The organism is Microcoleus sp. B6-A1 (genome assembly GCF_036705085.1).
GTDB lineage: Bacteria > Cyanobacteriota > Cyanobacteriia > Cyanobacteriales > Microcoleaceae > Microcoleus.
Genome location: NZ_JAUBTU010000058.1, coordinates 1 through 19,840 on the forward strand (window position 1 = coordinate 1; position 19,840 = coordinate 19,840).

The 19,840-nt window shown below is 44.4% G+C and carries 20 protein-coding genes; 8 read left to right on the plus strand and 12 right to left on the minus strand.

The features are described 5' to 3' along the window. Window positions 1-82 precede the first annotated feature (82 nt). On the plus strand, window positions 83-553 hold the full coding sequence (locus tag QUB11_RS20430) for a glutathione S-transferase family protein (RefSeq protein WP_333205791.1): 471 nt from the start codon (window positions 83-85) through the stop codon (window positions 551-553). A gap of 65 nt (window positions 554-618) precedes the next feature. Here the strand turns inward: QUB11_RS20430 and QUB11_RS20435 are convergent, their stop codons facing one another. Beyond that, window positions 619-1,656 carry a Gfo/Idh/MocA family oxidoreductase gene (locus QUB11_RS20435; protein WP_333205792.1) on the minus strand — a complete coding sequence of 346 codons (1,038 nt, stop codon included), beginning with the start codon at window positions 1,654-1,656 and terminating at the stop codon, window positions 619-621. Between the two features lie 524 nt (window positions 1,657-2,180). Here QUB11_RS20435 and QUB11_RS20440 point away from each other — a divergent pair. Further along, on the plus strand, window positions 2,181-2,480 hold the full coding sequence (locus QUB11_RS20440; RefSeq protein WP_333205793.1) for a ferredoxin: 300 nt from the start codon (window positions 2,181-2,183) through the stop codon (window positions 2,478-2,480). A gap of 345 nt (window positions 2,481-2,825) precedes the next feature. Here the strand turns inward: QUB11_RS20440 and QUB11_RS20445 are convergent, their stop codons facing one another. Together QUB11_RS20445 and QUB11_RS20450 are read right to left on the minus strand one after the other, a co-directional pair. Then, window positions 2,826-4,481, minus strand: coding sequence for a SpoIID/LytB domain-containing protein (locus tag QUB11_RS20445; RefSeq protein WP_333205794.1), 1,656 nt, complete (start codon window positions 4,479-4,481; stop codon window positions 2,826-2,828). Between the two features lie 284 nt (window positions 4,482-4,765). Then, complete coding sequence (locus QUB11_RS20450; protein ID WP_333205795.1) at window positions 4,766-6,193, minus strand: ATPase; 1,428 nt, start codon at window positions 6,191-6,193, stop codon at window positions 4,766-4,768. A gap of 250 nt (window positions 6,194-6,443) precedes the next feature. Here QUB11_RS20450 and QUB11_RS20455 point away from each other — a divergent pair, with 250 nt between their 5' ends. The 3 genes from QUB11_RS20455 (at window position 6,444) to QUB11_RS20465 (ending at window position 8,724) form a co-directional block, all read left to right on the plus strand. Further along, on the plus strand, window positions 6,444-6,845 hold the full coding sequence (locus QUB11_RS20455; protein WP_333205796.1) for a hypothetical protein: 402 nt from the start codon (window positions 6,444-6,446) through the stop codon (window positions 6,843-6,845). A gap of 119 nt (window positions 6,846-6,964) precedes the next feature. Then, a complete protein-coding gene (locus tag QUB11_RS20460) occupies window positions 6,965-7,612 on the plus strand; it encodes a cysteine peptidase family C39 domain-containing protein (protein WP_333205797.1) in 648 nt (215 codons plus the stop codon). Then, window positions 7,612-8,724: an outer membrane beta-barrel protein gene (locus QUB11_RS20465; protein WP_333205798.1), complete on the plus strand. Its 1,113-nt coding sequence runs from the start codon at window positions 7,612-7,614 to the stop codon at window positions 8,722-8,724. The genes QUB11_RS20460 and QUB11_RS20465 overlap by 1 nt, the downstream gene beginning before the upstream one ends. Before the next feature lie 285 nt (window positions 8,725-9,009). On the opposite strand, the gene QUB11_RS20470 is transcribed toward QUB11_RS20465, so the two are convergent. From QUB11_RS20470 to QUB11_RS20480, 3 genes are all read right to left on the minus strand, one after another. Next, window positions 9,010-9,348 carry a DUF6972 family protein gene (locus QUB11_RS20470; protein ID WP_333257368.1) on the minus strand — a complete coding sequence of 113 codons (339 nt, stop codon included), beginning with the start codon at window positions 9,346-9,348 and terminating at the stop codon, window positions 9,010-9,012. A 601-nt stretch (window positions 9,349-9,949) separates the two neighbouring features. After that, entirely contained in the window at window positions 9,950-10,219 is a 270-nt protein-coding gene (locus QUB11_RS20475; protein ID WP_333205803.1) for a hypothetical protein, read from the minus strand. A gap of 383 nt (window positions 10,220-10,602) precedes the next feature. Next, window positions 10,603-11,781 carry a M20 family metallopeptidase gene (locus QUB11_RS20480; RefSeq protein WP_333205804.1) on the minus strand — a complete coding sequence of 393 codons (1,179 nt, stop codon included), beginning with the start codon at window positions 11,779-11,781 and terminating at the stop codon, window positions 10,603-10,605. 430 nt (window positions 11,782-12,211) lie between these two features. Here QUB11_RS20480 and QUB11_RS20485 point away from each other — a divergent pair, with 430 nt between their 5' ends. Further along, window positions 12,212-13,678 (plus strand): glycosyltransferase family 87 protein, encoded by a 1,467-nt coding sequence (locus QUB11_RS20485; protein ID WP_333205805.1) that lies wholly within the window; start codon window positions 12,212-12,214, stop codon window positions 13,676-13,678. 128 nt (window positions 13,679-13,806) lie between these two features. Here the strand turns inward: QUB11_RS20485 and QUB11_RS20490 are convergent, their stop codons facing one another. Next, complete coding sequence (locus tag QUB11_RS20490) at window positions 13,807-14,127, minus strand: ribbon-helix-helix domain-containing protein (protein WP_333257365.1); 321 nt, start codon at window positions 14,125-14,127, stop codon at window positions 13,807-13,809. Between the two features lie 74 nt (window positions 14,128-14,201). Between QUB11_RS20490 and QUB11_RS20495 the strand changes: the two genes are divergently transcribed. Further along, window positions 14,202-14,435, plus strand: coding sequence for a hypothetical protein (locus QUB11_RS20495; RefSeq protein WP_006633397.1), 234 nt, complete (start codon window positions 14,202-14,204; stop codon window positions 14,433-14,435). Between the two features lie 316 nt (window positions 14,436-14,751). Then, window positions 14,752-14,988 (plus strand): type II toxin-antitoxin system VapB15 family antitoxin, encoded by a 237-nt coding sequence (gene vap15, locus QUB11_RS20500; RefSeq protein ID WP_333205806.1) that lies wholly within the window; start codon window positions 14,752-14,754, stop codon window positions 14,986-14,988. Between the two features lie 31 nt (window positions 14,989-15,019). On the opposite strand, the gene vapC is transcribed toward vap15, so the two are convergent. The 5 genes from vapC to QUB11_RS20525 all read right to left on the minus strand — a co-directional run bounded on the left by vapC (window position 15,020) and on the right by QUB11_RS20525 (window position 19,649). Beyond that, a complete protein-coding gene (gene vapC, locus QUB11_RS20505) occupies window positions 15,020-15,424 on the minus strand; it encodes a type II toxin-antitoxin system VapC family toxin (protein WP_333205807.1) in 405 nt (134 codons plus the stop codon). After that, entirely contained in the window at window positions 15,411-15,623 is a 213-nt protein-coding gene (locus QUB11_RS20510) for a type II toxin-antitoxin system VapB family antitoxin (RefSeq protein WP_333144170.1), read from the minus strand. Before QUB11_RS20510 ends, vapC begins: the two co-directional genes overlap by 14 nt. 229 nt (window positions 15,624-15,852) lie before the next feature. Then, entirely contained in the window at window positions 15,853-17,646 is a 1,794-nt protein-coding gene (aspS, locus tag QUB11_RS20515; RefSeq protein ID WP_333205808.1) for an aspartate--tRNA ligase, read from the minus strand. 302 nt (window positions 17,647-17,948) lie between these two features. Then, the gene (locus QUB11_RS20520; protein WP_333205809.1) at window positions 17,949-18,536 is read right to left on the minus strand and encodes a hypothetical protein; all 588 of its coding nucleotides are present in this window, start codon (window positions 18,534-18,536) and stop codon (window positions 17,949-17,951) included. Between the two features lie 483 nt (window positions 18,537-19,019). Further along, a complete protein-coding gene (locus tag QUB11_RS20525; protein WP_333205810.1) occupies window positions 19,020-19,649 on the minus strand; it encodes a macro domain-containing protein in 630 nt (209 codons plus the stop codon). Window positions 19,650-19,840 lie beyond the last annotated feature (191 nt).

The following is a 19,840-nucleotide window of genomic DNA, read 5'->3' on the forward strand; positions in this document are numbered from 1 at the left end:
TTTGATTGTGTTATTTATAAAATTATCCTATGTATTCAATTACTGTAATTAAACTTCACTACATATTTATTACTACCAATTTTTGATTAAAAATCCTAACGGGCGTATTCCTGTTTTAGAAATAGAACCGGATAATTTTCTATTTGAATCTAATGCAATTATGTTTTATTTGAGCGAAGGAACAGAGTTTTTCCCCAGTGATAAAGTTGAACGCGCTCAAGTCATGCAGTGGTTATTTTTTGAACAGTACAGCCACGAACCTTTTATTGCTACTTCTCGTTTTTGGTATTTGACAGGTAAAGCTGAAGAATATCAAGAAGCACTTAAACAAAAACAAGCACCGGGTTATGGTGCTTTGGGGGTGATGGAACAGCATTTAGCAAACCATGCTTTTTTTGTTGGCGATCGCTATACTATTGCTGACATCGGTTTATTTGCTTACACTCACGTTGCGGGCGAGGGCGGATTTGATTTAACCAGATTTCCGGCAATTCAAACTTGGATCGAGCGAGTAAAAAATCAACCTCGATATATTAGTATCGCACATAAATAAAAGTTGTTCGTAGTAAGTACGAAGAATCTTAATTGACTAAAAGCATCAACTGAGGACTGAATTCCTTACTGCAAACTTATTATGTCCGATGGTAAGTTACGAATCGCTATATTTTGCCCAATCTCGCTCGATCGCCTCGCAGCATCTGCCACCTTCAAAGCGTACAAACTACTGGCATTATTTACGTACAAAGGCGTACCGTTTGACAAATATTCCAACACCATATCGGTGTCTTTGGCAAACAAGCCGCGCCGCGTTCCTACTTTGATGTTGCGCCGATTTTCTCCCTGAATTAATTGACCGGATTCGGGAGTAAAAACCAGCGTTCCTTCTTCACCGTAGATAGTAAAAATGTTTTCCGACTGCCAAAAAGTCTCTCCTTTTCCATAAACAGCTTCAGCGACAACGCCATTGGCAAAGCGCAACTGTGCATTGCACAAACAAGCTTTGTAGAAATCCGGCTGACTGTCCCAAAATTGAGCTTGACAGTTAACGCTTGCCACTTCCCCGAACAAATCGGTAAATCGGTGCAGTCGCGAAATTGCACCAACTAAGGGAAAGCCAAAGAGGGAGTGTTGATAAGTCCACCGCTGCGGCGCTGGATGTTGAGGAGTCATAGTAATGTAGCGGGCGTAAAAAACTTTACCGATTAAGGACAAAGATTCTTTGATTGCTTGGTGTAACCCGCCTAACAGTTCGATGTGTTCGATGTGGAGGAGTTTTTGCTTTTGGGCTGCAAGTTCGATCGCCCTTTCTGCTTCAGATACGTCTAAAGATAGAGGATATTCCACCACAACGTGCTTGTCATTTTCTAGCGCGGCCAGGACGATCGCCCCGTGATCCCGGTTCACCGTACAGACAATTACCAAATCTAAATCGTCTCTTTCTACCAGCTTGCGCCAAGAAACCGCAGCTTCGGCCCCGAATCCCTGACAAAATGCTGCGGTTTTCTCCGGGGTGTGGCCCGCAACCGCTACCAAGTGCGATCGCCCATCAGCTTGAATTGTCTCGGCCCTCAACTTAGCGGCAAAACCAGTACCCACAATCCCCACGCGAAGTGGAGAATTAACCGAAAAACCAAAGCGAGTATCAATATTAGTCATGGGATTTGAGATTTAAGATTTTAGATAGTTACAGACTTGCGCTGCGGGGGTTTAGGGTTCTATCGCCCCGATTTTAAGCTGTGGTTGTGGTGCGATTTATTCGATCGAGCCTTCAACACCCAAGTCTTGATGCGATCTAACTATACATTTCACCGCCTGCTGGGACTTGCCTTGCAGCAAGTCTTGCTGAAACTCGATCGACACACCGCATACCAACAACCCGGTTTTTGTGCTGTAGGGTTCAAAACAGGATTTTTCCTAGAAACCGGATTATTTCGCGCAAGTCTTGCGGCCACAGTATCACACGGCTGAACCCAACATAGGTATAAGTAATAAAGATGAAATTAGAAAAAGTTATAACTAATCCCATTCAAATTTTTTGTAAATAAGTGTTGCAACCTTGCTTCTTTCCCCTACTATCATAGAGGGAACAAACCTAAGAGCTAACCTCAAAGCTAATAGAGCCTTGAAGGTTGCATTAGGAAAAATTATCAATTTTGTTGAATTTTTGAGAGGATTAGTGCATGGCGACTTACAAAGTTACCCTCATCAGCGAAGCCGAAGGAATTAACCAGACCATTGACGTTGATGACGATACTTACATTCTTGATGCTGCGGAAGAAGCAGGACTCGACCTCCCCTACTCTTGCCGCGCTGGAGCTTGCTCCACCTGCGCCGGCAAAATCACCAAAGGCGAAGTTGACCAATCCGATCAATCTTTCTTGGACGACGACCAAATCGAGGGCGGATTTGTCCTCACCTGCGTCGCCTATCCCAAGTCTGACTGTACGATCGAAACTCACCAAGAAGAAGCGCTCTATTAAGAAAGAACGCTCTGCGTGATACCCTAAGAAACCCGGTTTCTCGTTTCAAAAATTAAGCTGAAATAGCGCAATTATGTTAAGAAACCGGGTTTCTGTGTCTAACGCTGCAACACAGCCGCCAGCAGTCTCTCACTCCCATCTATGAATTCGTAGCTCTTTGAGCAGATAGCTGACCCAATAATTTTAGATTTTAGATGGGCGATTTTAGATTAACTGTGAAACCAATCTAGAATCGCAAGCCTAAAATCTAAAAGTTTAACGGCTAATATTTAGTCCGCAAAGGCGGGCTTTGTTTGTGTAGTGGCGATGATTTAAATCGCCGACTCTTAGGCCGATTCCGATCGACTATTCGCGCCAAAATGTAATGTTATCGCTGAGCGGCACAACTTGAGCGCCGGGAAAATAAAAGCTGAGAATTTGAGCTCCATTCCAGCCCAAATTAGCCAAATTGTAAGAACCAGTCTGACTCATTCCCACTCCGTGCCCGAAACCGCCTCCGACAAAAGCATAACCGTTGAGAGTTTTGTCGGGATTGTAAATTGGTTCTAGGTAAAAAAGCGTGCTAATCGGCGGGTAAAAAGCATTGCGAATCTCGTCTTTGTCGATATCAATCGGGCCCAAGTCAGTTTGAACCTTCATTTTCAAAACTCGACCTGCGGGCGACCTTTCTACCACTTCCACCTGAGTGACAGTTTTAAAATTAGCCAGCGGGTGCTGTTTTTTCTGAAGATACTGTTTGAGAAATCCACCAATCGCCGTCAAAGAAGCTGGTTCGCGCCACCGAAACGTGTCTTGTTTTTCCTCATTAAACCCTTTTTCCAAACTGATAAAGCGGCGGAAGTTGTTTTCGTCAGACAAACTCTGCTTGGACAAATCCCACACGTTATTAGGGGAATCGACGATCGATCGCAAATATGGACGTTCCGCGCCCTGCCACACATCGTTAAAAGAGGCTGTCACGCCGCCGCTAGACGCGGAATAAAGCGCGTCTACTAGCTGATTTTCGTAAGTTAGCACCAAACCGCTCGTTTGGGCGATCGCCTTATCACTTTGCGGGTAAACCTCCGTCAAACCTTTATAAACTTGACAGTTAACATCAGCGCACAACTCATAATTATCCACAGCAAACCGGCGCAAATTTCTCAGGGCGTAGGTTCTCGCTAAAATAGTTTGAGCGACAATCGCAGCGTAAGGCGAAAAAGCCCCAATTTCGTGAGGAACAACACCCCGCAAATAAGTTTCGGTCAGCACTTTATTCACCAAAGTATAAGTGCCGTAAGAATTTTTTTGCAGGTGCAAACTGCCACCATAACGGTGAGTTTCTTGAATTGCTTTTTCTGGTTCAGTAGCTGTCGCCTCTTGGGTGGTTTGTTGCAATACCTCAATCACATTTTTCCCGGCCGTCACATCCAACTCATTGCGGTTGAAACGAAAGCCGTTTAAAACCCAAAATGCCTGGGGTATTTGTTTTAAAACTTTGGAATCCAAAAAAGCTGTTGTGTTCCCTTGAGCTTGCAAACTTTGCAACAGCCAGCGCCGCACCAAAGGAGAGTTGTAAATATCTCTTTTCGCCCAAACTTGCCAGCGAAAAGGTTGAGCAATTTCTACCTCAATTCCCTGGGCGCGCCACTGATTGGCGCTATCTTCCGCACTCTCGAAACTGCGGTGGGAGCTCAGAACAACTCGTTCTTCTACTAATGGCGCTTCCAGCGGTTTCGGGGCTATTTCTAACTTGACGCTAGCAGCCGTTTTGGTTTCTATGCCTTGAGGAGTTTTGTAACTCAATGTTAAGCTGTCGCCCGGTAATGCTTTCAGCGTCAGTTTGTCGGTTGCTTTCGTGCCAAACCGCTGCACTACGCCGATTTTGATGGGTCTATTTTGGGGAGTTTGGGCGTATGCCGCAGCGCTGAAAAGAGGCAACAGGCACAATGCGGTGAAAACAGTCCTAGATATGCAGCTAAACCATTTGTAATTGGGAGTTGGAGGTGCTTGAGCGGACACAGTTATCTATCTCCCGATAGTTGAAATTTGGGGATTTTTGATTGTACGTTAGCACATTTGGCGACTGGTATAGGGGAATTGCCGAAGATAGGCCAATACGCTTGAGCTAGCCGTAGGGTGTGTCGCCTGCGATAAATCCCTAAAAAAAAGCGACAATCTCGCAGCGACGCACCTTGCAAAATAGTTGTGCTCTGGTGAAACCGGGTTTCTTCGTAGATTTCTCGCTACTAAACGCAAAATTTCGTATAAACCCGGTTTCTAGCCTCCCACGAGAAGCCCTGAAACTATCCAACCTTTAGGAACTGGTTTTTCACATACTCCATCAATACAGGCTGGAGTGTGAAAAGCGTTTTCTCACCTTGTTTGACTTTTTCAATTAATAAACGCCGTCCCAAGGATTGCACAGCTTGTAATAAGGCTGATGGGGATAATTCGAGATTGGCTGAAATTTGTGATATTTCAACTGGTTCGACTTCACTAGCTAACCAGGATATCACTTGTTTTTCTGAGTCAAATAGGCGATCGCACTGCTGCTCCAATAGTGACTCTAAATCACCTAAAAATAGGGTATCATAGGAGAGAAACTCGGAAACGCTGCCGCCGAATAAATCTTGAATCATAGTTGCAACTATATTTAACCAGGATGGATTGCCTCGATAAAGGTCGATTAGTTCTGACCATTTCTCCGGTTCTGCTAAACCTTTTTCTCTAAAGATTTCTTGTGCTTCGGGGCCTAAACCGTTGAGTTGCAGAGATTTGCAGGGGCGGTTTTCGCCTTCTAAGGCGGCTATTTCTCTGGGTTTTTCCCAACTGAGGAGAATTAAGCAACTGTGGTGGGATGATTCTGTTAGTTGTTTGAAGAATGCGCGGTAATTTTCATATCCAGGTTGGTAATTTCCTGCGAGTTGTTGGCTGCTGAAAATGGTTTGGATATCATCGAGGATAATGAGACAGCGGTGCGATCGTAAATATTCTAGTAGGGGCAATCCCCCCGTGGTTGCCCTTTCTTCGGGAGAGGGGGCGGACACGGAGGGGGCGGGCACGGGGGCACCGCCCCTACAGAATTTAATTAAGTCGGTTTGGAGTGAGGCTAGCGGTGGAGAGTTGCGGAGACTGCGGTAAATAATGTAATCGAATTCGTGTTTAATTTGTGAGATTAGTTGGAGTGTAAGGGCGGTTTTGCCAATACCGGATAAGCCTAAGATGGTGATGAGGCGGTTGCGGCCTAAAATCCAGTTTTGGAGGGTGGTGAGTTCGGATGTGCGGTTATAGAATAGGTTGGGTTCTGGTGCATCAGCTAAATCTTGACGTACTGTAAGTTTAGCGTTCTCTGTCGGTTTATTTAATATATCCTCGTTTGTCTGTGTTGGTTCGGGGACTGTGAAAGATAGGGAACCATCTGTGGAGACTTTACCTATCTGCACGCAGCCATTCCCCGTAATTGAGAAATTCGAGAATTGCCATCTTTCCACTGTGGGACGAAAGTTAGATTGATTGATGTCTTCACCTAATGTTTGTGAAAGAAGCTTCCATAATTTTGCTGCTTCCTTCCTGATGTGCTCTCTGCTACGCTTGCAATTTTCGGCTATTTCTGGGTATTTCTGACGTTGCCAAGTGCCACGCAATATAGATTGTTGTATATGATCGAGGTGTTTTCCAGTTTGGGAGAACACAATGTCGTCAGCCCATTTTGCGACTTGCTGATCGTCCATAGGTCGATTAAGGGGTTGTGGTTTTGGCGATTGCTACCCTACTTTATCCTACTGTTTCCTACTTTAGCAACTAAATCCTACTGTTTCCTACTTTTTAACCTCAAAAAATATTTAACAAATACCTACTCTATCCTACTTAAAATATGAAATTTAATTAACCAACTCAAAGCTTTATGTACTATAAAAGGTAGAGGATGCTTTTACGGCGTCTCACACACTTTTTATCTGAAGTTCCCAAGGAGATTTCAAAATGAAAAAGTTACTGACCGCAACAGGTGCAGCCCTGGTACTTGCTAATGTGACGATCGCTCCTGCCTTTGCTGATTCACTGGTACAGCAAACTACACCTGGTAAACAACAGCAGGTCGTATTACCCGAAGGGGAGTTCATGAGTGATGCCGAACTAGCACAAGTTGAAGGCGAGCTGCTCTGGAAACCAATCTTAGTAGGTGCAGGAGTAGGGGCAGCAACGAACGTTGCCAAAACAGCTTGGTCTTGCCATACGCTGCCCGGAGCCAGATGTGGTTGGCAAGAGTATGCAAAGGCAGGCGCTTCAGGAGCCGCATGGGGAGCGGCGGTTCCCGCCGCTAAAGCTGGTGCCGCAGTTACTCTGGCTAACCAAGCTAGATTAACATGGTTCCTGCGGCGGTAATTTTATTTGGAAACAAGCAATGTTTTTCCTGCTTTAAATTTATCTCAAAATTGAATGGGTTGGAAAATTAATTTTCAATCCATCAGTTTTTTTTAGAAGATGAGGTCAATCTTAAAAAGATGTTTAAAGAAATTTTTCTCCCCTGTGTATTAGGTCAGATAATTAACTTTTTTATTTTAGTTCATCCCAGCTTTTCTAACCCGATCACTCCCTATCGCACTCTCCGCTATGAAGGAGTGATAGGTCAGACCAGCTATTACACTTGTGGCCCTGCCGCTGTAGCAACTCTACTTACTCACTACTACGGTGAACCGAATGCGGAATCTGAGATTTTAGAACTGTCAGAAAAAGCAATGGCAGGAAGCGGTAAAAGCCCAGAAGAAAAAGGAGTCACCGCTTTAGCATTAAGACAGGCTTTAGCTGCTAAAGGCATTCAAGCTAGGGGGATGCGACTAACCTTAAGATCCTTAGCAGACTACTTTCGTAAAGGTGGACTGCCTGTTGTTTTGCACGTCACCAAACCTCAAATGCACTATGTTTTAGCAGTCGGCATGGTAGGGGATTGGGTAATTTTAGCAGACCCCTCATGGGGACGGCGCATTCAACCTCTTGGTGCTTTAGTAAATGAACAAGGTTTTAGCGGTGTAACCCTTGTACCGCTTCCACCTGAAAACTTGATTTCGATTGCAAAAGAACAGCAAAGCGAAACGCTACGTTGGGCAGAATTCCGTGTTGTAAGACTAAACTCACTAAGAAGGAAGTTCTGATGAAGCAAGTTCCTCTTCTGCCGATCGCTTTGTTAATCTGTCAGCCTGCACTGGCTCAAATTCCCATTGACCCCTTGCGACTCCCACAAGAAGAAACAGGAGGCTACACTTACACTTTTGGTGCCAGCTACATACCAGACGGACGAGAAGGATTGGATTTCGATCCAGAAGGGAGTCCGTTCAATTTTGAGACATTCAACCAATCAATTAACTTTTCTGCTTCAGGAAGCTACAGTTTCAGTCGTAATTTAAGTATTTCAGCCAATGTTAACCCTAATTTGTTCATTGGCAGGCAACAACGAGATTTTAGCAACCGCACTGAAACTCTAACACAAACTAACACTGACATTGGCGCGGGTTTGTCTGTAGAATACCGTCCCAATCCTGGCTCTAACCTAGACCCTCGTTTTTCGGTCGGTGTTGCTTACCCTTGGACAGCGACAGTTCAAGGGCAAGCTAGTTTAATCAGAGATCCTGTAATCGTCTTAGCTTCTGTGGGATATTCTCAACCGTTAGACTCTGCCAATAGCAGTCTGAATTTAGGACTGGGAGCAGGGTTTGTAGCAAATGAAAGAGTTAGCTTTAGTGCTTTTGGTAACTACGCCATACCTATCGGCGAGACTAATTTGCCGGTAACTTCTCTGTCATTCCGCACTGGTTATAATTTGGATGATGAAGGAAAGCAGGATATCGGGTTACGCACAACTCTTAGCGTGCGGGGTGGAGATACGAGAATAGGAGTTGGCATTGAGTGGGGAGGTAGAGGAAACATTGGTTCCAAAAGACAAAACAGCACATCCCCAAACAATCCTGAGTCAACGAATAGAAATACACCTAATGTTGTCGATCGCGCGCCGTCTTCTGTCCCTTCTCCATCAGTCAACTTTCCAGCCACTCAGTCTACAGGTAATATGCCCTCTGCGAACGATTCCAACATTAGCACAAATCCTGTATTAGGAGGGAGTACAAGGGAGGCTTTTCAACAGCTAGATAGGCGCTTGCAGGAAAAGGATGTTCAGATAGAAGCTTTACAGAAGCAAGTTAGAGAACTTCAAGGGAGTTTAGAACGTTTGCGCTGCCAGCTTCCTGAAAATAAGGAAGCTTGCAAATAAAAAGTAAAAACAAAATAATTTTCCTTAACTTTCTGCAAAAGAGCGATCGCCCTTTCAACATCAACTATTCAAACTAACTCTGACATTCTCAGTCGCCCTTCTATGGGCTCATACTCATCTTCTAAAAGCCAATACTGTGCCTCATCATAACTCTTACTAGAAAACACAATTTTATAACCCTCAGCCGGATCGTAAATCCGACAATTTCCCTCAGCATCACTTAGTAACAAAAGCAGATAAGGCGGTGAAAGATTTGGATCGATCCATACCTCTGTAAATTCCCAGTTATTCTTTACTAGGTCTGCTTCGAGGCGTAACGTGGTATCTGTTTTCATCATCAACTTTTATCTCTCCGTAATAAAGTAAAAGACGGCTACCATCCGGGTCAACTCTATAACCAATTGATTCAATAAAAAACATACCATAACGATCGTAGCCCCGAATCGTACCTGTAAAGTCTCCATCTTCTATTATGGCTTGAGCTACCTGATTCATCGTAGGTTCATCGTTAAAAATATGAGCAGCACGTCCTTTATTAAGTAATCTTTTCATTTGTGGCGTGTCTGGCAAGTGTTTAGCAATGTGCCGGCTGTCAAGGGTGATTTGGCGCTTAATTCCACTCATCAATTAATTGAATCGCATACAAGTATCATTAAATCACGCGATCGCCCCTCACCTTCCACTTTCTGAAAAAGAGCGAGTAGCCAGCCGCAGGCATCGCCCCTTGAAACAAAACTAAATTTCTAGCTCTCTAAGAATAGTCTTGACTGGCAAAAACAGAGAACGCTTATTCTTTTTAAAAGGCACAAAACCCTGCTTTAACCAAAATTCCTTGGCCGCATCATTTCTCGTATCAACCCTCAGCGCTTGAAATCCAATAATTTCTTGTTCAAATAGCAAACAAATTCGGCGATAGGCATCAGCCAAAAGTTTGCGACTTATTCCTTGCCCTTGCAAAACCTTATCAATTGCAAATTGTCCAATCAGTAGGGCGGGAACGGGAAAAGGGAGGATTTGCTGTATTCATCCGGTAACTCTTTAACAGGAATGATCGAGGCACTAAGAGTATAAAATCCATAAACTTTTGCCTCCCCAGATTCAGAAATCATCAAAAAAGTCCTAGAAAAACCAGCTTCATCAGCAGTTTCCACCAGATTTTTTAGATAATTATTTATTTCCTCATCTCCACAGTCAAAACCCTCTCTTTGGAAATTGGGAAAACTTTTTAAAGTACAAAATCTCCATCCCACGACTCACTCCTGTCATATTTACTCTTAAATTCAGCAACAGTTAATTTCAATTCTTCTGAGGCTGGCGGCGGATTGTCCCACAAATTTTCTGAACCGACCTGATCCCGCTCTGTTTTCTCTGGTAAAGATTGAGGTTGATATTGAACAACTAAACCTTCTGGCAATAGGCGGTATTCGCGCTGTAAAATCAGAAAAATCAGCACGATTTGTAATATAATAACTAGGGTTAAGAGCAGAGTTTCCATTTTTAACGTCAGGAATTCTATGTTTGCGATCGCTACTCATATTTTATATGATACCCTAATTCCTACTATGTTATCAAAACCTGAGACACCACATTCAAGACCTCAGACAATGATACCTGGTTTTTTTCCTAAAACTTTCTATCGCTACAGCTACAGTAAATACTGGGTAAGGTGCGGATCTATTAGATTGTCGATATTAGTTGAGGGATTGTCGATCGCGACACACCCTACAGAAGACCCGGCGGTTGAAACCGCGTCTATACAGGCAAAACCCGCCTCCGCGGGTTGAAGAAAATACGGTAGTTGAAATTATGTTATCTTATCCAGTCCGCAGAGGCGGACATCGTTTGTGTAGGCGCGAATTCTATTCGCCGTCTTATTTCTTATTTCTGTTTCCAATATTGGTAGGCGGCATAGGCTAAGGTGACAGCGCCGGTGACGATCGCTGCTTCATCGACCTCAAATTGCGGGTGATGGAGGGGATAGTTGGGTTTGTCAGTCAGTCCCACTCCTAAGCGAAACATGGTTCCCGGTGCGTGTTCTAAGTACATTGAAAAATCTTCCGCGCCGAGGGATGGTTCTGGTAAAATTTGGACGCGCGATCGACCTAAAGCTTCTAAAGCCGCACTTTCGACCAATTGTGTGAGTTTTGGGTCGTTTTGGACTCCGGGCACGCCGCGCTTGTAGGTGAGTTCGTACTTAGCGCCGTAAGTCGCGCAAACGCTAGAAACAATTTGTTCGATCCAAGCTGGCAGTTTTTCGTGGGTTTCTGGATGCAGCGATCGCACGGTTCCCAGCAATTTTACTCGATCGGCAATTACGTTCGGCGCTCGTCCGCCGTTAATTTGCCCGATCGTCAAAACCAGCGGCCTCAAAGGATTTTGCGTGCGGCTAATTGCCTGCTGCAAAGTGGTAATTATCTGAGAAGCAATCCAAATTGCGTCGATCGCCTCGTGGGGACGCGCACCGTGGCCGGATTCGCCCATCACAATCAATTCTAGGTCATCTGCCGCCGCCGTCAGTGCCCCGTGACGGATACCGATGCAACCGCCCGGAATCGTCGGGAAAACGTGCACTCCGAGGATGCCGTCAACATCTTGCATCGCCCCATCTTTAATCATCCATTGAGCACCTTGGGCAATCTCTTCCGCCGGCTGAAACAAGAAGCGGACGTGGCCGGGCAATTTTTCCCCTAGCTGAGACAATATCATTGCTGCGCCCAAACCGACGGTGGTGTGGATGTCGTGGCCGCAGGCGTGCATGACTCCCTCGTTGCGGGAGGCAAATTCTAAGTTAGTGCGTTCTTGAATCGGCAAAGCGTCCATATCGGTGCGAATTGCCAGCCACCGGGACTCGCTGCTGTTGCCTTTGAGTTCGCCGAGCACTCCTGTTTTGCCGATTCCTTCGATGGCGTGAACTCCGCTGGATGCGAGAACTCCGGCTACGTAGGCGGCGGTTTGATATTCTTGGCCACTAAGTTCGGGGTGGGAGTGGATGTGGCGGCGAATTTCGATTAAGCGGGGTGCTAGGGTGGCGGCTAATTCTTTGATGCGGGGAAGCATGAATTTAGTTGGGGAGTGCGGTACAAGCTGTAGTCAACTAGGGTAACGCAAATGTTTGGGGGTGAACAGGGTTACAAGGCGCAAAAGTGCGATCGGGCTTTTGGATGGCAATGCTATTTTGTTTGTGAATAAGATTTTTTTTTTACCGCAGAGGGCGCAGAGGACGCAGAGAAAAGAGAGAAAAGAGAGTTAGGTTGAAACCAGGAATAAACGTCTAGATTCTAGGTTCAAAGGCTGATTTTTAGTTGATAATATCATGTCCGGTCGAGCAACCGCGATTTTTGTAGGGGCGGGTTCACCAACAATACCTGTTAATAATTGACCATCTCAAAAACCCGCCCCGACCGGGATATTATGGTTGATCGATCGGACATGAGATAATTTCTGGTTGTGATATCATCAAATAGTACATTTATTAAAATTATTTTCTATGATTAGCTTTGGATTCTGGAATGTAATAATTATAATTACAGTGGCTGGGTTTCTCAAATTTAATTGGCGATTAGATAGCGAAAAAACAGCATGGCAAGATTCTTTGTTTTTAAAACATCCTTCGCTCGAAAGGTTGACTCAGTTTTTTAGTCAACCTATCGTTAACTTTATTTTGCAAGCAGTTATTGTATTAGTTCTCACCCGATTTCTCTGTTATACCGGTTGGTTGGTTTACAATCTGACTAATCGACCCGATCCGCCTTACTGGGATTTTAAGTGGTTTTATGTAGCGAGTAGATTAGCCCATCAGCATTTGAGTCCCTTTAATGTCGAGGTTTTTAACATCGGTTTCTGTCGCATCACAAAAGTGTGTGGGTTTATTCCATCTTTTGTTTATCCACCTAATATCATTCCTCCGCTGTGGTTTTTGGGCTATTTCCCGATGAAGACTGCATTCACCATCTGGACTTGGCTGCATCTTATTGCCACAGGTTTTGTTTTATGGGGAGCGAATATCTTGTTGGTGTCGCACTCACGAGCTTTTAGGACTATTTGTAGTATATCAGTTGCATTCCTCTACGGTTTTGTCTTCGATCTTCAAGTTGGCAATGTGGCAACTTTTATTGCCGTTCTGCTGTTGTGGATGTTTATTTATGCTAGAAATAATCAGGATGAAATTGCAGGACTTTTATTAGGAATTGCCCTTTTTAAACCCACTTTAGTTATATTGTTTATTCCTTATTTTTTAATCAAAAGACGGTTTCAGCTAGTTTTTATATCTATAGTCACGGTAACTTTTTTGGCAGTTATAGGTCTAGCTGTAACGGGCAATTCCTTAACAGGATTTATACAGGATGCGACTCGTGGATTTCCACTCTGGCTCAACGATCCATCGAATAATGCTTATATTTCTATGAGTCGCCTTGATTTAAGGGTTATGGGGCCGAGATTTTTCCCCGATAGTCCCTTCGTGGCGAAGCTATTTTCTGACTTTATTATTCTGGTGCTAGTTGGTTTAGTGAGTTGGTATTTTTACAAAAAACAATCTCGCAATGCTTGGTCAAAAAAGGTTGACTTATCTGAAATGGTGCTAATTTCTACTTTGAGTATTGCTATCAACTATTCTCAGCCCACCAGTTCTGTGATGTTAGCACCGGCGGTGGTTTTTTTGCTGAATGATTTATGTTTTCAGATTAAAAATTGTGCTTTCTCTAGGCAAAGAATGTCGGTTTGGTTATTGGGCGTTGGCTGTCTCATGGTGCAAACCGCTGTGATTCATGGCGGGCTGTTGGTGTTTCTAGGAAAGCGGTGGAACTGGAAGGGGGGAGAATTGCCTTATTTGTTTAAAGTAACTATTTTTTCACTACCGAGTTATGCGATTTTAGGCCTTACGTTAAGTGTTTTAGTCTTAGCGATTACCTCTCTTGGTCAAAAACAGGTGGCTGAATTTGACCTACCGAGCTGAAGCAGGAAATAGACATTCATCTGGCAAAGAGTAAGTAATAGGTAGGGTGTTCAAAATGTCATTTTCTAACAAATTTATTCATTTCTCTCTTCTCTTCCTCTGTGTTCTCTGCGTCCTCTGCGGTTAAATCATTCAGAGTCGCTGTCGATTTTCTGTTGCTGCGATCGATCGTCGCTTTGAATTCTCCCCTCAGATTTAGCCTCATCTACTGCTTCTTGAATTAATGTCAACACCATATTCGAGACCGGCCGATAATGCGATTTGGCTAACCGCTCTAGGTCTGCTTTAAGTTCTTCTGGAAGATATACAACTATTCTGGGGAGTTTTGCTGGCAAGGCTGTTATTGGTGCTTTTACTGCCCTATTGTACCTTTTTTTGACCTCTACAGTATCAATTTTACCCTCAAGGGTTGACTCGGAGTGCATACCGTGATACTTTAGAGTGAACACAAAACAAAACCCCCACCGCTCAGAGTTGCAATCGTTCGGTGGGGGCTTAAACTCCCATATTTAGGAGAAACTGTATGATATCACAGCCAAAATCAGTTCCTGAACTGCTCCGGGAAGAAATTCCTGATGTACCTCAAGGTAAGCAACCGATTCGTTTGCTGTTGTGTGGCGTTCCCAAAGCGGTAGAAAGTATCGTTAATCTGCTGCACGTTTTAGGTTTTGCAGAAGTTGGGGAATGGAGCCCGCCTCTACCATCGCCGATAGCGGGTGAGGTAATTCGGATTTTAACCCGTTACTGGAAAGAGTAATTGTTGAGGGCGATCGCACTTTTTTTTGTGAAGTGCGATCGTCTTTTCTGTCTCATTTAGAGCTTACCCATAAATACCAAAGAAACCGGGTTTTTAACTTTAGTTAAAGGTCGAGATGCAGTATTCTCGAAAAAAAAACCGGTTTCGGACCACGCGCAAACCAAAGAAACCGGGTTTTTGGCTGGTTCTGTCGCTGTAACGCAGTATTCTCGGAAAAAACCAGGTTTCTCGCCAGCCGTGCGTCCAGGACTATTAAAGCCATCCTCAGTCCAAAAATTTGAGATAAAATATCGACAAGCCCTAAACATAACGAACAATGACTCTAGCCAACTATCAACTTTCCCTAAACTTTGAGCAAATTTTAGCCCTAGTCAAACAACTGCCCTATCCCGAAAAATTGCAGTTAAGTCAAGAGCTGGAAAAAGAAGTATTAAATAGTAAATTAACAGTTCTTTTGGAGTCATTTAGAACCGATGAACTTTCTTTAGAAACTATCACCCAAGAAGTAGAAGCAGTCCGAAGCGAAATTCATGCCAGAAAAACCAACCCTTAAAGTAATTAACTATCATTCCAAACAATCTTCATTAATTTTCAGGCCGGAAGCGCAAGCAATTGAGCGATCGCACTCTCTGAATTGTTTCAAAATCGCGATCATTATGAACTAGAATAAGTTGGTGTTCGATCGCAAGTTGGGCAATGCAACAGTCGATACTACTTCTAACCGTCAACCCCTGTCGTTGCAAATCGTAGTAAATCCGAGCAGCCGCTACCCAAGTATTAGGCGTAGACTCGATGTAGTCTTGTTCTTGGAGATAAGTTTCTAATAGTGTCCACTCCCGTTCATCTCGACAACCTTGCAAAAGTTCCATCTGAGTAAATCGGTTCAGAAAAATACTTTCATCATTGATTATTGCTTCCAGGGATTGGCGTACTAAACCTGTCCTGTCGCGGAAAACGCTGATCCAGACTGATGTATCAATCAGAAACATTTCGGTTTTCCCGCAAAGCTTTGTAGTCGTACTCAGTCGTAAATTGAATTTGTCCGCTTAAATCAAGTAGGTTCCGCTTTTTACGGGTGCGAATTAATTCTTGCAAAGCAAAGTCAATCAATTCTTTTTCTGTTTTGAAATTGGTTAAGCGAAAGGCTTCTTTAACCAATTCTTCGTTAAGTTCAACGGTGGTTGTCATGGTTAATGGTGGATTTCATTCTCTCATTCATTATGGCATAGCCACACCCAACCCTTAACCTAGCCCAACTTCCCCAAATCCTGGTTTCCCCAACTCACCGAAACCAACCTCAACCAAACTCTTTAACTCCTCTGCATCAACGACACCAAACTCAAACTACCCAGATTCCCGACTTCTTAAAAAAGTCAGGAATTTACAAATAGTTAAATTGTCAAGGTATTCTACATACTTATGACTTGGGCGTATAAGTCGATCGCACTTGCAACTCCTTCAACTGCTTCTCATCCACACCAGACGGCGCATTCGTCAGCAAACAACCCGCCTGCTGCGTCTTCGGAAAAGCCATTACATCCCGAATAGATTCCTCACCAGCTAACAGCATTACCAACCGATCCACACCGTAAGCAATGCCTCCGTGGGGCGGAGTTCCATACTCAAACGCATCCAACAAAAAGCCAAACTTATTGTAAGCTTCCTCAGTCGATAAGCCGATCGCCTCAAACACCTTTTCCTGAACTTCCCGCTGGTAAATCCGCAGAGAACCACCGCCGATTTCTGTACCGTTTAACACCAAGTCGTAAGCTTGAGCTCTCGCATTTTTCAAATCGTTAATATCGTCAGGATGCGGCGCAGTAAACGGGTGGTGCACTGCTTCCAAACGCTTCTCGTCCGCGTTCCATTCAAACATCGGGAAATCTGTCACCCACAGCAGATTTATCTTGTCTTTGTCAATCAATCCCAATTCGTTACCAACGAACAAACGCAATCTATCCAAAGTCTTATTGACAGTTGTCGCATCAGCCGCTGCGAATAGCAACAAATGACCTGGTTGCGCGCCCGTGCGATCGAGCAATTCCTGTTTTTGTGCTTCCGTCAAATTATCCTTAATTGCGCCGATCGTATCAATTTCGCCATTATCCCGCACCCGAATGTAAGCCAATCCCTTCGCACCGGCGTCGCTGGCTTCCTTAAACAAATCGCCTTTCGGGCCCGGTTTAATCCGCACGTTAGAAATCGCATCATTCCCGCCAGGAATCGGCAAAACTTTCACAATTCCGCCCGCAGCAACCGCCCCGGAAAATACCTTAAATCCCGAATCTTTCATCAAATCGGAAACATCGACTAATTCCATACCGAAGCGAGTATCCGGTTTGTCGCTACCATAGCGATCCATTGCTTCAGCGTAAGTCAAGCGCGGAAAAGGACGAGGCAATTCTACGCCTTTGACACTTTGGAAAATATGGCAGACTAAACCTTCATTTAAGGCAATTACTTCTTCCACAGACATGAAACTCATTTCCATGTCCAATTGCGTAAATTCTGGCTGTCTGTCGGCGCGCAAATCTTCATCGCGGAAACAGCGGGCAATTTGATAATATCTGTCAAAACCAGACACCATCAACAATTGTTTGAACAACTGCGGCGACTGCGGCAAAGCATACCATGCACCGGGATTGACGCGGCTGGGAACTAAATAATCTCTCGCACCTTCGGGAGTCGCCCGAGTTAAAATCGGCGTTTCAATTTCCATGAAACCTTCGACATCTTCTAGGTGGCGGCGTATAGCTTTGACAACTTGGTGGCGAAGCTGCAAGTTGCGACTCATACGATCGCGCCGCAAGTCCAAATAGCGATATTTCAGCCGCAAATCTTCCCGCACGCTTTCGGTATCCGCCGTCGCCACCTGAAACGGTAACTGTTTGCGAACCGCATTTAACAACTCAATTTCGTCAGCATAAATTTCCACCTCACCCGTAGGCAATTTCGGGTTGAGGGACTCTTCGGGGCGGCCGGTGACTCTACCCGTAATTTTAACCACGTATTCGCTGCGTAAAGCCTCAGCCCCGTGATAGGAATCGGGGGTGCGTTCAGGATCGCTGACAATTTGCACAATACCCGATCGATCGCGCACATCCAGAAAAATCACCCCGCCATGATCGCGGCGGCGATCCACCCAGCCGTAAAGGGTGACAGTCTCTCCGATGTGTTCGCTTCGCAGTTCGCCGCAGTAGTAACTTCTCATGGTTGGGGGTTATGGACTAAAAATAATGCTTTTTGATTATAGCGCTTAGTGTCAAAACCTTTTATGAACAGGCAAGATGCCTGTGCCACAAGAAAATTCAATCTTTGTGGAACAGGCATCTTGCCTGTGCTTTAAATATCAACAGCCAAGATGCCTGTGCCACAAGAAAATTCAATCTTTGTGGAACAGGCATCTTGCCTGTGCTTTAAATATCAACAGCCAAGATGCCTGTGCCACAAGAAAATTCAATCTTTGTGGAACAGGCATCTTGCCTGTGCTTTAAAATGGTGTCATATCTGAGTTTAATCCTTCTTGTCAAAAAACGCCGTCAGCGCCGTCCATGCAGACTTAGCCGCATCCGTCAAGCGAGTGCCGATCGACTCAATTTGCTTCACAATAAGGTGCCAATTCTTTTCAGCTTCCGTGTGAATGTGGTCAACAGCTTGTTCGATGCGATCGCGTTCGATCAATTTATTTTGTTCCACCGCTTCTCGCGCTTGTCGCACTGCTTTCAAATAAGCTTCGCGACTGACTTCGCCGGCATCTTGCACCTGCGCTTGCGCCCGCGTTTTAATCGCATCTACCACCAGCCAATTTTTCTCAGTTTCTTTTTTAATCAGCTTGACTGCTTCTGTGAATCTCTCGTGGGCGAGATCCTTATTTTCTTCGATCGCCCCGGAGGCCTTATTGACAGCTTTTAAATAAGCTTCGCGGGTGAGTTCGCCCGCTGCTTGCACTTCGGCGGTGGCGCGTTTTTTAATTGCTTCAAACAGCGCCGCAGTTTCTGCGATCGCCTCATCAGTCGCGTCGGGCATCTCTTTTTTGACGAGCTCCGTCGTTTCGAGAGTTGCCTCTAAAACTGGTTCCTCGGTTACTTTTGGATCTGTCATCTCAATCTTCTCCTGTGGTAGTAAACATTTTCAAAAAATCTCACAGTCCCTGGATGCAGACTTTGTAGGTGTAGCGCCAGAAAGAATTGTGGTCTTTTATACAGACTTTGTACGTGTAGCGCCAGAACGAATTCTGGCATTTAATAAGAACTAGGCAATTCTTATTCCAGCTTTATCAACTTTTGTATCCGCGCTTACCTAGTTGGAATGACCTCAGTTCTATTACATTATATCTACCAAAGTTGCTCTCGTGTGTAGGATACCGCCAATTTGTAGGTACGGTTTAGCGCACTTAAATTAGTGATATAGCAATCCTAAATCATTTGTAAATTTCTTACTCCCTCACCTTGGGTTCGGGGAGGGTTGGGGTGGGGTAAAAAGTGTACGACTCCTGCAAGGATTGCTATAAGTCTCTCTACCTAACAAAACACACACTAATAAACTTGGTTTTTCAACACAATAAAACGGGCAAATTTAATACTTTCAATTTGCACACTGCAAATCTTCGCTTTCGTCGGTATATAACAAGTGGTGACATCTTTGAGCGTGCAGTAAAGATTGAGGGAATTCGTACTTAGATAAGAGGATCTCTTCGAGTGCAACTTTCATTTGATTGGCGCAGATATGTGGAGGCACTTTGCCCATTCCCGTACCCATGCCGGGAATAGCGATAGTTTCAATGATATGTTTGACTGGCGTTCCATCTGGGACTGAGCCAAATTTTACGAGAGTCAAAATAGCGCGGGTTGCTAGATAAACATTTACTGTTTCTCTTACAACTGTGGGGACGCGCATAATTGGTGCCGCGATTAAATAGGGAATTTCAGCATGGTCGGTGTCTACAATTTCTGCCATTCCTACTAAAAGTTCGCCGTGATGTCGAGCCTGAATTAGTTTTTGCAAGCGTTCAAGAACCTGCCCTCCAAAATATTCCGAAATTTCTAAATCTAAGCCGTCGTCCATGAAACCAAAACTATTCCCCGGACTAACAATAGCATCGCATTTCACATCAAATATTGAACCGTGATGTATCTTTACATTTTCCATACTGCCGCAAGTGCTTTCCCACGCTCTAACTAAACCATCGTCTAAGGTAGCCAGCACAATTTGCATAAATACTCTCTCTTAATTTTAATTGCGAACAGCTAGAGCGATCGCCAATTTAATCCTACAATACTTTACATAATTCCGCTGAATTTAAAATTCATCTCAATTTCAACGAGCAAAGGTTCAATAGCTACGACATTTTTTGAACGCACACACCCTTAACCTAATACAGGGAGCCCTTTTAACGGGGTTGCCAC